The organism is Bradyrhizobium vignae (assembly GCF_004114425.1).
Taxonomy (GTDB): domain Bacteria; phylum Pseudomonadota; class Alphaproteobacteria; order Rhizobiales; family Xanthobacteraceae; genus Bradyrhizobium; species Bradyrhizobium vignae.
In genome coordinates, this window is the sequence record NZ_RDQF01000017.1 from 1 (window position 1) to 14,500 (window position 14,500).

14 protein-coding genes and 1 pseudogene are annotated in these 14,500 nt (G+C 64.8%); 9 read left to right on the top strand and 6 right to left on the bottom strand.

Translation table 11 applies throughout. The features are described 5' to 3' along the window. Positions 1–270: 270 nt before the first annotated feature. A pseudogene (locus EAV90_RS16580) lies at positions 271–675 on the top strand (hypothetical protein); the annotation flags it as partial. A gap of 12 nt (positions 676–687) precedes the next feature. Here EAV90_RS16580 and EAV90_RS16585 read toward each other — a convergent pair. Both EAV90_RS16585 and EAV90_RS41255 read right to left on the bottom strand, forming a co-directional pair. Further along, the gene (locus EAV90_RS16585) at positions 688–1,266 is read right to left on the bottom strand and encodes a MarR family winged helix-turn-helix transcriptional regulator (protein WP_129144039.1); all 579 of its coding nucleotides are present in this window, start codon (positions 1,264–1,266) and stop codon (positions 688–690) included. A gap of 173 nt (positions 1,267–1,439) precedes the next feature. After that, complete coding sequence (locus EAV90_RS41255) at positions 1,440–1,568, bottom strand: hypothetical protein (RefSeq protein WP_283809951.1); 129 nt, start codon at positions 1,566–1,568, stop codon at positions 1,440–1,442. A gap of 382 nt (positions 1,569–1,950) precedes the next feature. Here EAV90_RS41255 and EAV90_RS16590 point away from each other — a divergent pair, with 382 nt between their 5' ends. Further along, the gene (locus EAV90_RS16590; protein WP_122401795.1) at positions 1,951–2,838 is read left to right on the top strand and encodes a dienelactone hydrolase family protein; all 888 of its coding nucleotides are present in this window, start codon (positions 1,951–1,953) and stop codon (positions 2,836–2,838) included. Positions 2,839–2,898: 60 nt separating this feature from the next. Here the strand turns inward: EAV90_RS16590 and EAV90_RS16595 are convergent, their stop codons facing one another. Both EAV90_RS16595 and EAV90_RS16600 read right to left on the bottom strand, forming a co-directional pair. After that, positions 2,899–4,167 carry a serine hydrolase domain-containing protein gene (locus EAV90_RS16595; protein WP_122401796.1) on the bottom strand — a complete coding sequence of 423 codons (1,269 nt, stop codon included), beginning with the start codon at positions 4,165–4,167 and terminating at the stop codon, positions 2,899–2,901. A gap of 122 nt (positions 4,168–4,289) precedes the next feature. Next, positions 4,290–5,138, bottom strand: a complete 849-nt coding sequence (locus EAV90_RS16600) for an SDR family oxidoreductase (protein ID WP_129144040.1) — start codon at positions 5,136–5,138, stop codon at positions 4,290–4,292. A gap of 155 nt (positions 5,139–5,293) precedes the next feature. On the opposite strand from EAV90_RS16600, the gene EAV90_RS16605 reads away from it, so the two are divergent. Further along, positions 5,294–6,067 carry an HAD family hydrolase gene (locus EAV90_RS16605; RefSeq protein ID WP_244607925.1) on the top strand — a complete coding sequence of 258 codons (774 nt, stop codon included), beginning with the start codon at positions 5,294–5,296 and terminating at the stop codon, positions 6,065–6,067. A 24-nt stretch (positions 6,068–6,091) separates the two neighbouring features. Here the strand turns inward: EAV90_RS16605 and EAV90_RS16610 are convergent, their stop codons facing one another. Together EAV90_RS16610 and EAV90_RS16615 are read right to left on the bottom strand one after the other, a co-directional pair. Then, positions 6,092–6,499, bottom strand: a complete 408-nt coding sequence (locus tag EAV90_RS16610) for a nuclear transport factor 2 family protein (protein WP_122401798.1) — start codon at positions 6,497–6,499, stop codon at positions 6,092–6,094. Positions 6,500–6,593: 94 nt separating this feature from the next. After that, positions 6,594–8,069, bottom strand: coding sequence for a mannitol dehydrogenase family protein (locus EAV90_RS16615; protein WP_208738508.1), 1,476 nt, complete (start codon positions 8,067–8,069; stop codon positions 6,594–6,596). A 146-nt stretch (positions 8,070–8,215) separates the two neighbouring features. Here EAV90_RS16615 and EAV90_RS16620 point away from each other — a divergent pair, with 146 nt between their 5' ends. The 6 genes from EAV90_RS16620 to uxuA all read left to right on the top strand — a co-directional run bounded on the left by EAV90_RS16620 (position 8,216) and on the right by uxuA (position 14,432). Beyond that, on the top strand, positions 8,216–9,031 hold the full coding sequence (locus tag EAV90_RS16620; protein WP_122406486.1) for a FadR/GntR family transcriptional regulator: 816 nt from the start codon (positions 8,216–8,218) through the stop codon (positions 9,029–9,031). Between the two features lie 83 nt (positions 9,032–9,114). Then, positions 9,115–10,080: a sialic acid TRAP transporter substrate-binding protein SiaP gene (locus EAV90_RS16625; RefSeq protein WP_376707294.1), complete on the top strand. Its 966-nt coding sequence runs from the start codon at positions 9,115–9,117 to the stop codon at positions 10,078–10,080. Between the two features lie 111 nt (positions 10,081–10,191). Then, the gene (locus EAV90_RS16630; RefSeq protein WP_122401801.1) at positions 10,192–10,770 is read left to right on the top strand and encodes a TRAP transporter small permease; all 579 of its coding nucleotides are present in this window, start codon (positions 10,192–10,194) and stop codon (positions 10,768–10,770) included. Between the two features lie 4 nt (positions 10,771–10,774). Beyond that, complete coding sequence (locus EAV90_RS16635) at positions 10,775–12,181, top strand: TRAP transporter large permease (protein WP_122401802.1); 1,407 nt, start codon at positions 10,775–10,777, stop codon at positions 12,179–12,181. Continuing rightward, complete coding sequence (locus EAV90_RS16640) at positions 12,178–13,227, top strand: L-idonate 5-dehydrogenase (RefSeq protein WP_129144042.1); 1,050 nt, start codon at positions 12,178–12,180, stop codon at positions 13,225–13,227. The genes EAV90_RS16635 and EAV90_RS16640 overlap by 4 nt, the downstream gene beginning before the upstream one ends. A 14-nt stretch (positions 13,228–13,241) precedes the next feature. Next, positions 13,242–14,432 (top strand): mannonate dehydratase, encoded by a 1,191-nt coding sequence (gene uxuA, locus EAV90_RS16645; RefSeq protein ID WP_129144043.1) that lies wholly within the window; start codon positions 13,242–13,244, stop codon positions 14,430–14,432. The last annotated feature ends 68 nt before the right edge of the window (positions 14,433–14,500 follow it).

The following is a 14,500-nucleotide window of genomic DNA, read 5'->3' on the forward strand; positions in this document are numbered from 1 at the left end:
AAGCTGCGCAGCCCCGCCGAGCTGCGTAACCACTCTCGTCCAGTCCTCGTTCAGAAGCGATTCGTCTGCCATCCCGCCTTGGAATCACGTGTGATTCCAACACTCAAGAACAAACTTAACGCCTATGCGGCCTTCCCTGCGAGGGTGGAGCGACGAAGCAAAAGCTCGGGCGAAATCAGCCGCGAGAATGGGAGGGCATGTCTGCGATTCAAACGTGGATCGGGGAGCAGAGCAGCGCCGATGCCTCTTGCTCCGTCATTGCGGGCGCCCGCCTCATCCCTGGACCGGATCGAGCGGGTGAGTTCGTCCTCGACGGCGAAGCTCGACAAGCTCGCTCAGGTGCAGGCCCAGGCTCCCGCGCCGGCAATCGTGCAATCGCAGCCGGTGCCACAGCAAGGGCCGATGATGGCCTCGGTCACAGCGCCTGAATTCACGGGATCGGTGCCTGCGCCCGAGCGTGCGCCTGCGCCGCGGAAGACGATCAAGGGCTGGTCGGTCCGCCAAGCCTATGAGGGGATTGCGATCCTGCAAGGCCCGAACGGCGTCATCGAGGCGGTGCTCGGACAACAGGTGCCCGGTCTTGGCCGCATCGAAGAGATCAGGAACGAGAACGGACGCCTGGTGGTGGAAGCCGGCGGCGGCGTCATCTATTCGTCGCGCAAGGCAACGCCTTGATCGAACCGCCTCCTATTGGCGGTGATGCTCGAAGCTGGTGCATAGCAGCTCGACCTCCGCCTCCGCGATCGGCGCGCGAAACAGGCGGCAGCTGAACTCGACGGTCGTCTTGCCGTCCGTGCTGGTGCGATCTTCCCGCAAGAAGATGCACCGCTTGCAGATGTCCGTGTGGTGCCGCTGCTCGGCAGCATCCGAGTGGTCCAGCACGTGCCGGAACGTGTCGCGGAAGCGGATCTTGACCTCGTCGTCGAGAACGGCAATCGCCTCGACGAGAACGTTCACGGGGTCGCGCACCAGGAACTTCTTGCCCTGCTGCGTCACGCTCAACATCACCGACCGCTTGTCCGTGGCCGAGCGCTTTCGTTCGAGATAACCGAGCCGCTCGAGCTCGCCGATGATGAACGAGGCGGTACCGCGCGTGGTGCCGACGTAGCTCGCCAGCGCCGACGGCGTTCGGGAAAACCGGTTGGCGCGGGAGAGGAACCGCAGCGCCATCCATTCGCGGTCCCGCAAACCGTGCTTGGTGCCTTCGAACCATAGGATTCGCGCGGCCTGCTCCAACAGTTCAATCGATTCACGAGCCAAATTCATTTCAGTTCCAGGTCGGATAGACGTTTGTTCAATTGAGCCTTGGGCAGCGCAATCTGAGTGGACGGGAATGAAACCCGGGCGCTCTTTCGTCCGTTGCCGGGCGGCCGATCACGCGTCGGGGCGGAAGCCTCTCCGTTTCCGGCGATGGAACTTCCGGCCGTGGAACTAGGGCGTCACAAAGAAAATTCGAGTAAATCGCGCGACGCAGATTTTCCGAAAACTTCAATCAAATAACGACGGTTCGCACGAGAATTGGCGACGATCTGCGATGCATGAGCAACATGACTTGTCAGCGTCGTCATCACGATTGCCATTTGTTGCGGCTGTGCCTGTCGAGTGAACGAACAACAGCATTCACTGCGACGTCCGACGATCGGGCCCACAGGGAAGAACCGCATTTTTCGGTTAACGGATGTTGCGATGCAATGCAGCTAGACGGTTAAATCCGGCACACGCCCTATCCAGGGAACGTCGAAGTGTCGTTGGGAATCCAATGCGGTTCAGCGCTCAACCGTGTCGCATCGGCAGCCACTCTCGGCAACATCCTCAAAATTCGACGATCGCCGGCCCTCGTGGCTTGGCGTGAAAGCGAGCGTGCTCGCAGGCTGGTGACTTGCGTTCCGCCGGCAATTATCGGCGAATGCGTCGCCCCGGGGGATGCCAATCAGCAGGAAGGAATGGCCAATGAGCTTCGAAACCACCATGACGTCCGACGTCGTCGGCCTGACCAAAAGTGCTCCGGTCTCGCGCCGTGGATTCATGAGTGCCACCGCGGCCGTGGCGGCAGGCTATACGCTTGCGGCCGGGCCGGTCCGCGCCGAGGTGGTCACGACCGACACCAAGGGTCTCGAGGCCGGCGATGCCAAGATCAAGGTCGGCTCCGAAGAGATGCCCGCCTATTTCGCCCGCCCGGCCGGCAACACCAAGGCGCCGGTGATCATCGTGGCGATGGAGATCTTCGGCCTGCACGAATACATCAAGGACGTGACGCGACGCCTCGCCAAGCTCGGCGCGTTGGCGGTCGCACCCGACTATTATTTCCGCAAGGGCGTCGACCTGACCAAGATCGCGGACGTCAAGGACCTGCTGCCGGTGGTGAATGCGAAGCCGGATGCCGAGCTGTTGTCGGATCTCGATGCGTCGGTGGCGTGGGCGGGATCGCAAGGCGGTGACGCCACCCGGCTCGGCATCATCGGCTTCTGCCGGGGCGGCCGCACGGTTTGGGAGTACGCCGCCCACAGCGGCGCTCTCAAGGCGGGCGCTGCCTTTTATGGAACGTTGGTCGATCCCGCCAATCCGCTGTGGCCGAAGAGTCCGATGCAGCTCGCGCCCGAGATGAAGGCGCCGGTCCTCGGCCTCTACGGCGGTGCTGATACCGGCATTCCCGTTGCCCAGGTCGAGCAGATGAAGGCAGCGCTCGAGCAGAACAAGAAGACAGCCGAGTTCAAGATCTACCCCGATGCACCGCACGGCTTCCATGCCGACTATCGCGGTAGCTACCGCAAGGACGCCGCGGAAGACGCCTGGAAGCGGGCCGAGGCCTGGTTCAAGAAGTACGGCGTGTTGAGCTGACGTCGGGCCCAAACAAAAGGGCGGCCGATCGGTCGCCCTTTTCATGTCAGCGCACAGGCTTCACTTGGTCATCGCGCCATAGACGATGTCCTGAACCTGCTCGCGATAATATTTCCTGAGCTCGCCGGGCGCGGCCGTCCCCACCACCACGACGAGACGCTCCTTGGGATCGCAGAAGAATTGCGTTCCATAAGCGCCGTTCCAGGTGAACTCGCCGGGATTGCCGGGGACCGACGACAGGCCCTCGCTGGTCCGGACCGCCACCGAAAGGCCGAAGCCGAAGCCACCGCGATGCGGCTCGATATTGGCCACATTGTTCTTGATCTCGGGGCCGAGATGGTTGGCCGTCATGTGATGCACGGTCTTCGGGGAGAGGATGCGCTGCCCGTCGAGCTCGCCGCCGTTGAGCAGCATCTGCCCGAAGCGGATGTAATCGCCGACCGTCGCGAACGAGCAGGCGCCGCCACAATCGAACTTGGTTGGGGTGTCCAAGAGCTTGATGGCCTGCGGCTTGCCCGTCAGCGGATCGTTCGCGAATGGGCGGGCGAGGCGCGAACGCTGCGCGTCGATCGGGTGGAAGGTCGCATCCTTCATGCCGAGCGGCTGCCAGACATTGGCGGCGAGATAGTCGCCGAGCTTCTGCTCGCTGACCTTCTCGACGACCGCGCCGAGCACGTCGATCGAAAAGCCGTATTCGAACTCGGTCGAGGGCTGGTGCGCCAGCGGCAGTTTTGTAATGCGGTCGATGAAGGCCTGGGTGTCGCCTTCGATCGCGGGCGCGATGCCATCAGGATACTGCCGTGCGACCGGGCTCGATGAGTCCGGCCGGCCGCCATACATCAGGCCCGACGTATGCCGGTAGAGATCGTGGATGAAGATCGGCGAGGCCTGCGGCTCGAGCTTGAGCGAGCCGTCGCCCTGGGGCACGCCGACCTTCATGTCGGCAAAGCCGGGGTAATAATCAGACAGCTTGGCCTGGAGCGGCAGCCGGCCCTGCTCCATCAGCATCAGGCCGGCGACCGCTGCCATCGGCTTGGTCATCGAGGCCAGCGCGAAGATCGCATCGACCGGCATCGGCGTGCCCTTGTCCGGATCGAGCACGCCATAGGCCTTGTAGTGCACGAGCTTGCCGTCACGCGCGATCGCAACGACCGCGCCGGGGACGCGCTTGGCGGCGATCTCGCGTGCGAAGAAGCTGTCGAGCCGCGCAAGGCCTTGTTTTGAAAATCCAACATCGTCGGGACTGGCTTCGGGCAGCGGCGCGGCCCGCGCTGCGCTGAGCGTGACGACGGCAACCGTCGCCGCGATCATGGCGATCGTCTTGTTCATTGCATCCTCCCAAGGGACGAGCTCGTTGTTCGGTGGCTCGCTCGATGCCTAGATCACGACCGCGCTGGGATGAAGTCAAGCGCGGGCGAGGCATGGCTGGAAAGCGTGGGAGCGCAGGAGCCTTATCGCCCTTCGCCTGCGCGCCATAGTGCGTCGAGGCCGTGTCGATAGGTGGGGCAGGCCAGCGTGACGCCGAGCTCGCGCTTCAATTTCGCATTGGAGACACGTGCGCTGCTGGCATAGAAGCTGCGGGCTATTGCCGACATCTCGGCCGTCGTGAACGCTTCTTCAGGCGGCGGCGCCACCCCCATCAGCTTCGCCGCATAGGCGATCACGTCCTGTGGCGGCGCGGGCTCGTCGTCGCAGACGTTCCAAATGCCGCCGCCCTGGTGATGAACAGCGGCCATGATCGCGCTCGCGATGTCATCGACATGGATCCGGTTGAAGACCTGTCCCGGCTTGATGATGCGCCTTGCCGTTCCCGCGCGCAGCGTTACCAGCGCATTGCGGACCGGGCCGTAGATGCCCGCAAGCCGCAGGATCACGGCATCGCCGCGCGCCGCGTCCATCCAGGCCTGCTCCGCAGCAACCCGCATGCGCGTGCGGTCGAGGGTTGCCTGCGGCGGCGTGCTCTCGTCGACCCATCCACCGCCGTGATCGCCGTACACCCCGATGGTGGAGAGATAAACGACCTTGCAGCGGCTCCCCTGGAACACGCCGCCGAACGCCGCGATCGCGGGATCTCCGCCGTTGCGGGGCGGGATTGACACCAGCAGGACATCGGCATCGCGAAGCTGTTGAACCGTCTCGCGCGACGGAGGGCGGCCGGAAAACGGATGCACCTCGAGGCCGGCGAGATCGTTCCGCTGCGCGGGATCGCGCACGGTGCCGGCGATGTGCGAGAAGCCGTCGCCGTATTTGCCGACGAAGTGCCGGGCGCTGTAGCCGAGGCCAAGGATGAAGAGCCGCATGCGTCTCCCGTGCAGGTCGAAAGTTCCCGTTCGCGACGTCGCGCGTAGTTCGCTCATAAGAGATTTTTGGGTCCGGCAAAAGATATTGCGATTTGTCTCGCCTGCCACTTCGCGGGATGGTCATCCGTCACAGGTAGGTCGGGAGGGAGGCGCAGTTGGCGACCGGGTCGATCACGCAGAGAGAGGCGCCCGCGACAGTGCGATGCGACGCCAACGAGCTGATCCGCCGTGCGGCCGCACTAATCTTCGATGTCGACGGCACCTTGGCAGAGACCGAGGAGCTGCATCGGCAGGCTTTCAACCACGCCTTCGCTCGCCACGGTCTCGACTGGCGGTGGGACCGCGCCGTCTACAAGGACCTGCTGCGGGTGACGGGCGGCAAGGAGCGCATGCGCGCCTACCACGCCAGGCTGGGGGCCGCTCCGCCATTGTCGGACATGGAGATTGCAGAGCTCCACCGCATCAAGACCGCGCATTATGCCGAGCTGGTCGAGGCCGGCTGCTGCCCCTTACGGACGGGCGTGGCGGACCTGCTCGCTGCGGCGAGGGCGCGGGGCCAGCGGCTTGCGATCGCGACCACCACCTCGCACGGCAACATCGACGCGCTGCTCTCGCGGGCGCTGGGCAAGCGCTGGGCCGCGGATTTCGAGGCGGTCGTCGCCGGCGATGATGTCAGCCACAAGAAGCCCGCGCCGGACGTCTATATCGAGATCCTGGCGCGGCTGAAGCTGGACGCCGCCGCGTGCGTCGCAATCGAGGATTCCGCCAACGGGCTGATCGCGGCCTCGCGCGCCGGTATCCCGGTTCTGATCACGCGCAGCATGTTCTTCGGCGACGATGACTTCACCGCGGCGCGGGTCGTGCTGGATGATCTGTCGGACCTCGGGACCGCCAAACAAAAAACTGAAAAACAACCCCATGCACAGTAGATCACGCTGGCGTGATCGCCACGCTCAGTGGACGCGGTGACTCGTTCTATCGTCCTCAGCCTGCTCGACAATCTGCGCGATCGGGCTCGACTGATGGTGTACTAGGCGCCAGTCGTCGCCGACGCGGCGGAAATGGTTGGCGGCGGCCAAGGCGGTGCCGTCGACGATCTCGATGCAGAGCACGCGGGCGCTGTCGCCGTCGATGATCGCCTGCGGCTCGGCGCAGACGATCTGCGGCCGGTGCGGGTTTTGCAGGATATCGCGCCAGCTTCCGATCACGGTGGCGCGCCCGATGATGGCCGGCCAGCCGGGATGGATGCAGGAGATGGAGTCGTCGTCCGCCCACATCCGTTCCATGCCGGCGAAGTCGCCCGTCGAGAACGCGGCGTAGAAGGCCGCGTTGGCGGCGATGACCTTGTTGTCCTTTCCCATCGCTCTCGGGTGGGCCAATGACTGGCAAAAAGCAAGCGCGACTTCCGTCGATTTTGGCTGCAGTGCAGCATTCAAGATGCTGCCCGCTTCGTGGTCATGCCGAGACGTGCGTTGCCACGGCCTGCCGCGCGCCAACCGTGTAGAGACGGCCGAGCGCCGCGGTGACGGCCTCGCGCAGGGCGCCGAGCGGGCCGAACACCTTTGCGACACCAAGCAGCGCGGGCGCGAGCCGCTCGGCAACAGGTCCCGCCTCGCGCGCCAGCGCGGCGAACTCGCCGGCGAGTGGATCGCGCACGTCGATCGATCGGCCCTGCTCGTCGAGGCCGGTGACGTAGCGCATCCAGCCGGCCACCGCGAGCGCATGCGTTGCGATCGGCAGGCCCCTCGCAAGGCGATCCTGCATCGCGCCGAGCAGCCGTTGTGGCAGCTTTTGCGAGCCGTCCATTGCGATCTGCCAGGTGCGGTGATGCAGCGCCGGATTGGCGAAGCGCTTGAGTAGCGAGGCGCGATAGGCGGCGAGGTCGGTGCCCGCGGGCATCGTCAGCGTCACCGCGGCTTCTTCCATCACCTGCGCGGCAAGGCGCGCAAAATGCGGATCCTGCATGGTATCGGCGATGGTTTCGTAGCCCGAGAGATAGCCGAGATAGGCGAGCGCGGAATGGCTGGCGTTGAGCAGCCGCAGCTTCATCAACTCGAACGGCTTGACATCAGTGACGAGCTCGACGCCCGCTGCGGCAAGGTCCGGCCGGCCCGCCGTGAAGCGGTCCTCGACCACCCATTGTGTGAAGGGTTCGGTCATGACCGGCCAGGCGTCGCGCATGCCGAGCGCCGATTCGACCGCATCGCGGTCGCGAACCGTCGTCTCCGGCACGATGCGGTCGACCATGGTCGAGGGGAAGGCGACCGCATCCGCGATCCACTTGCCGAGATCCTTTGAGCGCAGCGCAGCGAACTGCGTCACGATCCGCCGCACCGTATGGCCGTTGGCGGCGAGGTTATCGCAGCACAGCACGGTGAACGGCATGGCGCCTAGCGCCCGCCGGCGTGCCAGCGCGGCGACGATGAATCCGGGCGCCGAGCGCGGCGCATCGAAATTGTTGAGATCGTGCACGATGTCGGGATGCCGCTCGTCGAGGTCGCCGGTCTGCGGCGTGTGGCAATAGCCCTTCTCGGTGACCGTCAGCGACGCGATGCGCGTAGCGGGATTGGCCATCCGCTCCACCAGCGCGGCCGGCTTCTCGCGCGCGACGACGCTGTCGAGCAGGGCGCCGATGACGCGGTGCTCGGTGCCTTCGGCGGCGCGCACGGCAATTGTGTAGAGATGATCCTGCGGGGCGAGGGCGTCGCGCGTGTCCGGACTGCGCAGGCTGGCGCCGACGATACCCCAGGACGTGGCTCCGGCGGCAAGGCAGTCATCGATGACAACCGCTTGGTGCGCGCGATGAAACGCCCCGAGGCCGAGATGCACGATGCCAGGCGTGACGCGCGAACGATCATAGGCCGGGCGGCGGATGGCTGGCGGCAGCCGGTCGAGGTTGGCGCGGCCAAGACGCATCGAAGTCTGGCGCATGGTCGTCTCTCCCTGTGTTTGGCCGCTGCTTGACATGGCGCCCGTACCAGGTCAATGCTCCGGTCAATTGGTAAGACCAATTTTCCAAAATTGGCGGGCCGCGGGGGCGACGGCTGCCTCGCGCGGACCCTTTCGGGAGGACCAGCGTGCCGCTGGAAGCTGTGGAGGCGAGACGGCTCTATCGCCAGGTCGCCGATCAATTGCGAAGTCTGATCGACAGCGGCGAGTACGCGGTCGGCAGCCGCTTGCCGACCGAGCGCGAGCTCGCCGAGCAGCTCAAGGTGTCCAGGCCGACGGTGCGCGAAGCCTTGATCGCGCTCGAGGTCGAGGGCCGCCTCCGTATCCGTGTCGGGTCCGGCATCTATGTGATCGAGCCTGCCGCCGTGGCCGCGCCTGCTCCCGCCGCCGTCATCGAGGGGCCGTTCGAGCTCTTGCGCGCCCGCGAATTCCTGGAAAGCGCCATCGCCGAGCAGGCCGCGCGCGTCGCGACCAAAGACGATCTCGCCCGCATCAATGCGTCCCTCGTCGCGATGGAGAATGTCGAACATCCCGGCGAAGCCTCGATGGTGCACGACCGCGCGTTCCATATCGCGATCGCCGGAAGTCTCGGCAATGCCGTTCTGGTGCGCGTCGTCGGCGAGCTGTTCGACCAGCGTCTCAATCCATATTTCGCGAAGCTCGCGCATTATTTCGAGAGCCCGGGTACGTGGCGCACGGCGCTCGACGAGCATCGCGCCGTGCGCGACGCGATCGCCGCGCATGATCCCGATGCCGCGCGCGAAGCCATGCGCGCGCATCTGGCGCGATCCCAGCAACGCTTTGCGCAGAATTTCGGTGCCGAGACCGCGGCGGGGACGACTTCAGGGCAAGGCCGCGCGGTGCGATCGGCGGCAAGACCGTCGAAACCGAAACATGCGCCGAAGAAGAAGCCAGCCGCGAGCGGCGGTGCGCGGCGGCGATGAGATTGGGCGGCCCGCATCCGCTTCGGCTGGGGGCGAACAAGAAGCAGACTTGAACGATGGAGGAAAAATCGATGTTGAAGAAGATGACGATTGCCGCGGCGATCTCCGCCGCCACCCTGCTGGCCGCGACTAGTGTCAGCATGGCGCAGACCAAGCTGAAATGGGCCCATGTCTACGAGACCTCGGAGCCGTTCCACACCGCATCGGTCTGGGCCGCGCAGGAGATCAATAAGCGCACCAACGGTCGCTACCAGATCGAGGTCTATCCGGCCTCGCAGCTCGGCAAGGAGGCCGACATCAACCAGGGCCTGTCGCTCGGCTCGGTCGACATCATCGTCTCCGGCTCGAGCTTCGCGGCCAAGAGCTTTGCGCCGATCGGCGTGACCTATTATCCCTACACCTTCCGCGACGCCGATCATCTGCTCGCCTACACCAAGAGCGACATCTTCAAGGAGCTCGCCAAGGGCTATGAGGACAAGAGCGGCCATCACATCGTCGCGGTGACCTATTACGGCGTGCGCCAGACCTCGTCGAACAAGCCGATCAAGACCTGCGCCGACATGAAAGGCCTGAAGATGCGCGTGCCCGACGTGCCGGCCTACCTGGCGATGCCGCGCGCCTGCGGCGCCAACACCGCGCCGATCGCGTTTGCCGAGGTCTATCTCGCGCTGCAGAACGGCACCGTCGAGGCGCAGGAGAACCCGCTGACCACGATCGAGGCCAAGAAGTTCTACGAAGTGCAGAAGCACATCGTGCTCACCGGCCACATCGTCGATCACCTCAACACCGTGATCGCCGGCGGGCTATGGAAGAAGCTCTCTGATGAGGACAAGAAGATCTTCACCGACGTCGCGCAGGAGGCGGCAGCCAAGGCCACCGGTGAGATCAAGCAGAACGAAGCCAAGCTGGTCGCTTTCTTCAAGGACAAGGGCCTGACGGTGACCGAGGTCGACAAGAACGAATTCCGCGACACCGTGCTGAAGAACGTCCCGTTCGAGACCTTCGGCTACCGCAAGGCCGACTGGGAGCGGATCCAGGAAGTGAAATGACGACGTAGTCGTCATCCGGGGCGGTCCGTAGGACCGAACCCGGGATCTCGAAGTTCCGGGTTCGGCGCTAACGCGTCGCCCCGGAACGACGATTTGGAGAGAGGTAACCCCATGTCGACCGCCGAACTACACCGGCAGATCACCGCGGACGAGATCGCCCACACCTTCGAGGAAGAGGCGACGCCGAAGGTCGATCTCGGCATCTACGCTTTCGAGGACTGGGTGGCGCTGGCGATCTTCTGGGTGATGGCGCTTGCCGTCTTCCTGCAGTTCTTCAGCCGCTACGTGCTCAACGACAGCTATGCCTGGACCGAGGAGATCGCGACCTATTGCCTGATCGGGGTGGTCTTCATCGGCGCCTCGATGTGCGTGCGGCTGTCGCGGCACATCCAGGTCGACCTGGTCTATCGCTATCTGCCGCGACTCGTGGGACGTGCGCTGTCGACGGTGATCGACCTGATCCGGATCGCGTTCTTCGGCTACGCCATCAAGCTGGTTTGGGTCTACATCCAGATCATCGGCGACGAGCAGATGACCACGATCAATTTCGCGAAGAACTACGTCTACTACGCCGTGCTGCTCGGCTTCGTGCTGATGTTCGCACGCTCCGTGCAGGTGGCGGCGCAAAACTGGCGGCAGGGCTACTCGGTCCTCGAACGTCCCGGTGCCTACGACGGATCGGAGATATAATATCATGCTGCTGCTGCTCGGAGGCTTTCTCATCCTGATGCTGCTCGGCGTTCCCGTGGCGATCGCCATGGCCGCGTCGTCGCTGCTCTACATCCTGGTCAGCGGCGTGACGCCCGACGTCACGCTGGCGCAGCGCATGATCGCCGGTGTCGAGAGCTTTCCGCTGCTCGCGGTGCCGTTCTTCATCCTGGCCGGCAATCTCATGAACATCGCCGGCGTGACCGGGCGCATCTACAAATTCGCCGTCGCGCTTGTGGGGTGGATGCGCGGCGGGCTCGGCCACGTCAACATCATCGGCTCGGTGATCTTCTCCGGCATGTCCGGCACCGCGATCGCGGATGCCGCGGGTCTCGGCACCATCGAGATCAAAGCGATGAAGGACCACGGCTACTCCACCGAATTCTCGGTCGGCGTCACCGCAGCCTCCGCGACGCTCGGGCCGATCATCCCGCCGTCGCTGCCCTTCGTGATCTACGGCATGATGGCGAACGTCTCGATCGGCGCGCTGTTTTTAGGCGGCGTCATTCCCGGCGTTGTCCTGACCCTGTTCATGATGGCCACCGTCACCTACTTCGCGCACAAGAACAAATGGGGTAGCGACACGCCGTTCTCCTGGCCGCAACTCGGCTCGGCCGGTCTCGAGATCGTCATCGTGCTGTCGTTCCCGATGGCGATCTGGCTGATGGTACTCGCCGGCCTCTCGGTCAACATGGCGGTCGTGATCGGCCTCGGCACGCTGCTCGTGATCGACTGGTACTTCGATTTCTCGGCAGTGATGGCGCTGATGGCGCCGGTGATCCTGATCGGCGGCATGACGCTCGGCTGGTTCACGCCGACCGAAGCCGCCGTCGCCGCGGTGATCTGGTCGCTGTTCCTCGGCCTCGTGCGCTACCGGACCATGACGTTCCGGACGGTCGCCAAGGCGACCTTCGACACCATCGAGACCACGGCCTCGGTGCTGTTCATCGTGACCGCAGCCTCGATCTTCGCCTGGCTGCTGACGGTGTCGCAGGCGGCGCAGATGCTGTCGGACTGGATGCTCAACATCACCCACAACAAATGGGTGTTTTTGGCACTCGCCAACGTGCTGATCCTGTTCGTCGGCTGCTTCATCGACACCACGGCGGCGATCACCATTTTGGTGCCGATCCTGCTGCCGATCGTGCTCAAGCTCGGCATCGACCCCATTCATTTCGGCCTGATCATGACGCTGAACCTGATGATCGGCCTGTTGCATCCGCCGCTCGGCATGGTGCTGTTCGTGCTCGCCCGCGTGGCAAAGCTCTCGGTCGAGCGCACGACGGTGGCGATCCTGCCATGGCTGGTGCCGCTGATGCTGGCGCTGATCGCGATCACCTACATTCCCGACCTGACCCTCTGGCTGCCTAAATACATGGGACTCTCCAAATGACCTCGACCGCTCTCGCCGCAACGCTGTTCGGCCCCGAAGACCTGCGCATGATCGAGCATCCGCTCGACAAGCTCGCCGACGGCATGGTGCGCATCCGCTTTGGCGCCGGCGGCATCTGCGGCTCGGACATGCACTACTTCCGCCATGCCCGGACCGGCGATTTCGTGGTGAGGTCGCCGCTGGTGCTCGGCCACGAGATCTCCGGCGAGGTCGTGGAGATATCCGGCACTGCTGCGAACCTGAAGGTTGGCGACCGCGTCGCCGTGAACCCGTCGCGCTGGTGCGGGCATTGCGTCGCCTGCCGTGAAGGCCGGCCGAACCTCTGCGAGAACATCTACTTCATGGGCTCGGCCTCGAAGACGCCGCACATGCAGGGCGGCTTCGCCAACTATTTCGATGCGATCCCCGCACAGTGTGTGAAGATCCCCGATCACGTATCCTACCAGGCCGCCGCGCTGGCCGAGCCGCTCGCGGTCTGCCTGCACGCGGTCGCGCGTGCCGGCAAGATCGAGGGCAAGCGAGGCATCATCTTCGGCGCCGGCCCGATCGGGCTTCTGACCATGCTCGCCGCACAGCGTGCCGGCATGGCCGACATCACGGTGGCCGACATCGCGCCGGCACCACTGGCGTTCGCGACCAAGCTCGGCGCCTCGCACGTCGAGAACGTCTCTGCAGGCGAGGAAGGCTTGAAAGCACAAGCCGCGTCGCGTCCCTATGACGTCGCTTTCGAAGTCTCCGGCACGGCTGCAGGCCTTGCGAGCGCGATCGGTATCGTCAGGCGCGGCGGCGTCGTGGTGCAGATCGGCAATTTGCCCGGCGGCCAGATTCCGACGCCGTCGAATGCGGTGATGGCGAAGGAGATCGACCTGCGCGGTTCGTTCCGGTTCGGCTTCGAGTTCATGACCGCGGTGGAACTGATTGCCGCCGGCAGCGTCGACGTGCTGTCGCTGGTCACCGCCGAGCGGCCGCTCTCGACCGCACCCGACGCGCTCAGGCTCGCGCTCGATCGCTCGCAGAGCGTCAAGGTCGTGCTGACCGCGAACTGATTGGGAGAGTGGGTATGATGCTGGAGGGTTGGCGCTGGTACGGGCCGGATGACCCGGTCTCGCTCGACGACGTCAGGCAGGCCGGGGCGAGCCATATCGTCTCGGCACTGCATCAGGTGCCGATTGGGGAGGCCTGGACGCGCAAGGCGGTCGAGGAGCGGAAGAATTTCATCGAGAACGGCCAACCCGGCCGCTCGCAGCTGACCTGGTCGGTGGTGGAATCGATTCCGATCCCCGACGACGTCAAGCGGCTCGGCGGCAAGGCGACCAAGTCGATCGAGGCGTGGATCGCGAGCCTGGAGGCGGTCGCGGCCTCCGGCATCAGGATCATCTGCTACAATCTCATGCCAGTAGTCGACTGGTGCCGCACCGATCTCGAATGGGAGCTGCCGAACGGCGCCCGCGCCATGCGCTTCGACCAGGACCGCTTTGCAGCGTTCGAGCTGCACATCCTGAAGCGCCCGGCCGCCGCGCAGGACTATTCGCTCGAGCAGCAGGCGCGCGCGAAGGCACTGTTCGAGAAGATGAGCCAGGCCGATATCGACTACCTCATCATGGTCATCGCCAGCGCGCTGCCCGGCTCGACCACCGAGCCGATGACGATCCCGCAATTCCGCGACCGCCTGGAGGCCTATCGCGACATCACGCCTGAGATACTGCGGCAGCATCTCGTCGAGTTCCTCGCGCGCGTCGCACCGGTCGCCGAGCAGCTCGGCGTCTCCCTGACGCTGCATCCGGACGATCCGCCGCGGCCGTTGTTCGGCCTGCCGCGCGTTGCCTCCAGCGCTGAGGACTACCAGGCGCTGTTCGACGCCGTGCCGTCGAAGGCGAACGGCATCTGCCTGTGCACGGGCTCGCTCGGCGTGCGTGCGGAGAACAACCTGCCTGAGATGGCGGAGCGGTTCGGCCCTCGCATTGCGTTCGCCCATCTGCGCGCCACCAAGCGCGAAGCTGATGGCCTGTCGTTCTACGAGTCCGATCATCTCGACGGTGACGTCGACATGGTCGCGGTGCTCAAGGCGCTGCTCAAGGAGAACGCGCGGCGTTCGCCCGACACGAAAATTGTGTTCAGGCCCGATCATGGCCACCGCATGCTCGACGATCTCGCCGCCACCAAGCGCACCAATCCCGGCTACACCGCCATCGGCCGCCTGCGCGGCCTCGCGGAGTTGCGCGGTGCAATCAGGGCAATCGAGCATCGGTAGAGCCAAAGCTCTATCCACATCGTCATTGCGAGCCAACGGGTCCGCGCGAAGCGCGGCCCGATGACAGG

Coding starts and splice junctions, on each gene's coding strand:
- EAV90_RS16585 (WP_129144039.1), bottom strand. CDS start 1,266: ATGAATTTGGCTCGTGAATCGATTGAACTGTTGGAGCAGGCCGCGCGA.
- EAV90_RS41255 (WP_283809951.1), bottom strand. CDS start 1,568: ATGACGACGCTGACAAGTCATGTTGCTCATGCATCGCAGATCGTCGCC.
- EAV90_RS16590 (WP_122401795.1), top strand. CDS start 1,951: ATGAGCTTCGAAACCACCATGACGTCCGACGTCGTCGGCCTGACCAAA.
- EAV90_RS16595 (WP_122401796.1), bottom strand. CDS start 4,167: ATGAACAAGACGATCGCCATGATCGCGGCGACGGTTGCCGTCGTCACG.
- EAV90_RS16600 (WP_129144040.1), bottom strand. CDS start 5,138: ATGCGGCTCTTCATCCTTGGCCTCGGCTACAGCGCCCGGCACTTCGTC.
- EAV90_RS16610 (WP_122401798.1), bottom strand. CDS start 6,499: ATGGGAAAGGACAACAAGGTCATCGCCGCCAACGCGGCCTTCTACGCC.
- EAV90_RS16615 (WP_208738508.1), bottom strand. CDS start 8,069: ATGCGCCAGACTTCGATGCGTCTTGGCCGCGCCAACCTCGACCGGCTG.
- EAV90_RS16625 (WP_376707294.1), top strand. CDS start 9,115: ATGACGATTGCCGCGGCGATCTCCGCCGCCACCCTGCTGGCCGCGACT.
- EAV90_RS16630 (WP_122401801.1), top strand. CDS start 10,192: ATGTCGACCGCCGAACTACACCGGCAGATCACCGCGGACGAGATCGCC.
- EAV90_RS16635 (WP_122401802.1), top strand. CDS start 10,775: ATGCTGCTGCTGCTCGGAGGCTTTCTCATCCTGATGCTGCTCGGCGTT.
- EAV90_RS16640 (WP_129144042.1), top strand. CDS start 12,178: ATGACCTCGACCGCTCTCGCCGCAACGCTGTTCGGCCCCGAAGACCTG.
- uxuA (WP_129144043.1), top strand. CDS start 13,242: ATGATGCTGGAGGGTTGGCGCTGGTACGGGCCGGATGACCCGGTCTCG.